Annotated in this window: 3 protein-coding genes and 1 rRNA gene; 2 read left to right on the top strand and 2 right to left on the bottom strand. The window is 45.6% G+C overall.

The window, feature by feature from the left end; translation table 11 throughout:
* Nucleotides 1-79: 79 nt before the first annotated feature.
* Together K5Q99_RS21435 and K5Q99_RS21430 are read right to left on the bottom strand one after the other, a co-directional pair.
* Nucleotides 80-985 (bottom strand): 1,4-dihydroxy-2-naphthoyl-CoA synthase, encoded by a 906-nt coding sequence (locus K5Q99_RS21435; protein WP_220778077.1) that lies wholly within the window; start codon nt 983-985, stop codon nt 80-82.
* A 124-nt stretch (nt 986-1,109) separates the two neighbouring features.
* Nucleotides 1,110-1,460: a hypothetical protein gene (locus K5Q99_RS21430; protein ID WP_220778076.1), complete on the bottom strand. Its 351-nt coding sequence runs from the start codon at nt 1,458-1,460 to the stop codon at nt 1,110-1,112.
* Between the two features lie 91 nt (nt 1,461-1,551).
* On the opposite strand from K5Q99_RS21430, the gene ccoG reads away from it, so the two are divergent.
* Nucleotides 1,552-2,979, top strand: a complete 1,428-nt coding sequence (gene ccoG, locus K5Q99_RS21425) for a cytochrome c oxidase accessory protein CcoG (RefSeq protein WP_106648804.1) — start codon at nt 1,552-1,554, stop codon at nt 2,977-2,979.
* A gap of 619 nt (nt 2,980-3,598) precedes the next feature.
* Nucleotides 3,599-3,821 (top strand): 16S ribosomal RNA (locus K5Q99_RS21420); the annotation flags it as partial.

Here is a 3,821-nt window from a genome sequence, read left to right as displayed (position 1 = left end):
TATCCGTTGTAAAAAACATAAAGCCCTCACTCTGGAGGGCTTTGGGTTGCTAGCAGTAAATTAAAGCGCTGCTAATAAACTAGTAATGCCAAGGGAATGCGGAGAAATCTTGCTCGCGTTTCTCGAGGAAGGCATCGCGCCCTTCCTGCGCTTCGGCGCTCGCATAGGCTAAACGCGTCGCTTCACCGGCGAATAATTGCTGACCGACCATACCATCGTCTGTCATGTTAAAACCGTATTTAAGCATACGCATAGCCGTAGGCGACTTAGAGTTAATCTCTTTGGCCCACATTAATGCCTCGGTTTCTAGCTCAGCATGTGGAACGGATTTATTGACCATACCCATGTCGAAGGCTTCATCGGCGCTGTAGTTAAAACCGCAGAAGAAGATTTCGCGGGCACGTTTTTGACCTATCATCTTGGCGAGATAAGCACTGCCATAACCTGAGTCGAAGCTCGCTACGTCGGGATCAGTCTGCTTAAATATCGCGTGTTCTTTCGAGGCTAAGGTTAAGTCGCACACTACGTGTAAGCTATGGCCGCCACCTACCGCCCAACCCGGCACAACGGCGATGACTACTTTAGGCATAAAGCGGATCAAGCGTTGCACTTCTAATATATGTAAGCGGCCCATTCTGGCTTGATCGGCTTTGCCTTCTTCGGCGCCTTCATATTTATAGCCATCTTTGCCGCGAATACGTTGATCGCCACCCGAACAGAACGCCCAGCCACCATCTTTTGCCGAAGGACCGTTCCCCGTAAGCAGTACGCAACCTACATCAGACCATTGTCGTGCATGGTCGAGTGCGATAAATAACTCATCAACGGTTTTAGGTCGGAAGGCGTTGCGGCACTCTGGGCGGTTAATGGCAATGCGCACTGTGCCGTGGGCTTTGGCTCTGTGGTAGGTGATGTCGTCAAATTGAAATCCACTGACTTCATCCCATAAGGTGGGATCAAAAATGTCTGATACTTGTTGGGTCATGATTTATAGGCCTTTGTGCTGTAATGCCTCAAAGGCTAGGCGGAATCATATATAAGGTCAATCACCAAAGCCTAAAGCTTAGCGCTATATAGCAAAATCCCGTTTGCCTATGAGTCCGCGATGGTTAGAGGTGATCACAGAGATAAAGCTGATTATCTTTACTGAACACTGGATGTTCAGGCGCCCTAGTGCCGCAATAATTAGCTTTAAAGTCGGCAATAGACTCGGGTGTCATGGGTATCTGATTAAAGGCTTCGAGTTCTAATGTTGATAAACGCTCAAGGATGTCGGTTCTTACCTTAGCCAATTGATGGTCAATTTTTATGATCTTTGTTCCCATCATAGAGTCAACTTTATTCTCTATTTTTTTGACCATAGCCTCAGTCTTTGCAATAGGAGCATCTAATTTATCTGTTTCTGTGTATAAGTAATACAAAGCACCCGCGAGTAGCGCCAATATGAGCCAACCTTTCATCTTTTAGTCCAACATAAGTGAATAACCATTAAGAATATGGGTATAATAAGCTAGTTTTCGTCCAATATTAAAGCAGTAAAAGGCTGTAACGATGAACTCAGAATCTAACAACAAGGACTATTCGAAAACCAATCGAATTAAGATTCACCAGCCAGATGCGAGTAAAGCGGATCGCTTTAACCCTCGTAATCGGATTTATGTCCGAGCAATCGACGGTTTGTGGAGTAGCTTACGTCGCCGCATGGGCTGGATTGCCATGTTATTTTTCCTGCTTTTACCTTGGATCCCTTGGGGCGACCGTCAAGCTGTATGGTTTAACTTAGGCGAACAAAAGTTTCACGTCTTCGGTTTAACGATTTGGCCGCAGGATCTCACCTTGCTCGCAGCGTTGTTTATGATCGCTGCCTTTGCGCTGTTTTTTGTGACTACCTATCTTGGCCGTGTTTGGTGTGGATACACTTGCCCCCAAACAGTATGGACCTTTATGTTCATCTGGTTCGAGGAAAAACTTGAAGGTGCGCGCAATAAACGCATTAAGTTAGATCAAATGCCATGGAGCTTTGACAAACTCTGGCGTAAAACGGCAAAACATACGGCTTGGCTATTGCTCTCACTGATGACGGCGATGACCTTTGTGTCCTATTTCGTGCCGAGCCGTGAAGTCTATGTTGACGTCTTTACGCTTAATGCTTCTGGCGGTATCTACTTCTGGGTCGTGTTCTTTACACTTGCCACATACGGCAATGCGGGTTGGATGCGTGAAATCATGTGTATCCACATGTGCCCTTATGCGCGTTTCCAAGCGGCCATGTTCGATAAGAATACTTTTATTGTGGGTTACGATACTAAACGTGGTGAAACCCGTGGTCCGCGCTCACGCAAAGATGACCCTAAAGAGTTAGGGCTTGGCGATTGTATCGACTGTGACTTGTGTGTGCAGGTATGTCCTACCGGAATCGACATTCGTAACGGTCTGCAATATGAGTGTATTAACTGCGGCGCTTGTATCGATGCCTGCGACCAAACCATGGATCGTATGGGTTACGAGAAAGGACTTATCAGTTATACCACAGAGAACAAGTTAGAAGGTATAAAGCAAAAAGTGCTACGACCTAAGCTTGTCGGTTATGGAGTGGTATTGATGGCGATGATATTAGTCTTCATATACTCCAGTGCGACCATAGCGCCTGTGCGTATGGACATCATTCGTGACCGCAACCAGCTCTATAGAGAGAACAATCAAGGTTTGATTGAAAACACCTTCACCTTGAAGATTCTTAATAAGACAGAACAATCCCATGAATACACTATGAGTGTCGAAGGATTGGGCAACTATAAATGGTACGGTCCGACTTCGGTCACTATTGCGGGTGGTGAAGTATTAACGTTACCCATTAGCGTTGGGGTTGATCCGGTTGAGCTTTCTCGTTCAGTTACTAACATCGAGATAAAAGTGAAAACTCATATCGACGGTGAAGAAGTCGAAGTTGAGCAAGAATCTCGCTTCTTTAGTCCATAGATAACAGTATTTATGATGATCTAATTGAGTGAGACTCATAAAGATTGCCAGACTTAATCGAGATAAAGGGGCTTTTTAGCCCCTTTTTTATACGTATCGTTTGATAAGTAAACGTCTAAACCATTAATCGTTATTTTCCTACAAAAAGCCCTTGCGGACTTTCTCAATCTCCCTATAATGCGCATCCACTGACACGGCAGACAGCGAAAGCCAGCTGACGAGTTAGGTTGAATTGAGTGGCTTTTAAGCATTTAATTCAAGCGCGGCAAGTATTTGAAAAATACTCCTTGACGCGAAACGGGAAATGCGTAGAATACGCAGCCCTAGCCAACTGGAAGCGTTCGGCGCTCAGTGTGGTACTCACCTTCTCTTACGAAGTTGAGTTGCTCTTTAACAAGATAAAACAAGAAATCTGTGTGGACACTCACAGGTGTTGAGTTAATCGAAACTGCTTAACCTTAGGGTTGGCAGTCAAAGAATTAAATCAATGATGAAGAGTGTTCATAGCAATATGTACATAATTTTGGTTTCGCTTTCTTCTCTTTATGAAGAGAGGGCGGAAACAAAAAATCAGAATTCATTGAGCCGCTGAAGTCGTAAGACGGAAGCAACAAAACTTTAATTGAAGAGTTTGATCATGGCTCAGATTGAACGCTGGCGGCAGGCCTAACACATGCAAGTCGAGCGGCAGCACAAGGGAGTTTACTCCTGAGGTGGCGAGCGGCGGACGGGTGAGTAATGCCTAGGGATCTGCCCAGTCGAGGGGGATAACAGTTGGAAACGACTGCTAATACCGCATACGCCCTACGGGGGAAAGGAGGGGACCTTCGGGCCTTCCGCGA

The organism is Shewanella hafniensis, from assembly GCF_019655335.1.
Lineage (GTDB): Bacteria > Pseudomonadota > Gammaproteobacteria > Enterobacterales > Shewanellaceae > Shewanella > Shewanella hafniensis.
This window is presented reverse-complemented; position numbering and strand designations above follow the sequence as displayed.

Excerpts from the sequence above, each read along its gene's own strand:
- K5Q99_RS21435 (WP_220778077.1), bottom strand. The coding sequence starts at position 985 with ATGACCCAACAAGTATCAGACATTTTTGATCCCACCTTATGGGATGAA.
- K5Q99_RS21430 (WP_220778076.1), bottom strand. The coding sequence starts at position 1,460 with ATGAAAGGTTGGCTCATATTGGCGCTACTCGCGGGTGCTTTGTATTAC.
- ccoG (WP_106648804.1), top strand. The coding sequence starts at position 1,552 with ATGAACTCAGAATCTAACAACAAGGACTATTCGAAAACCAATCGAATT.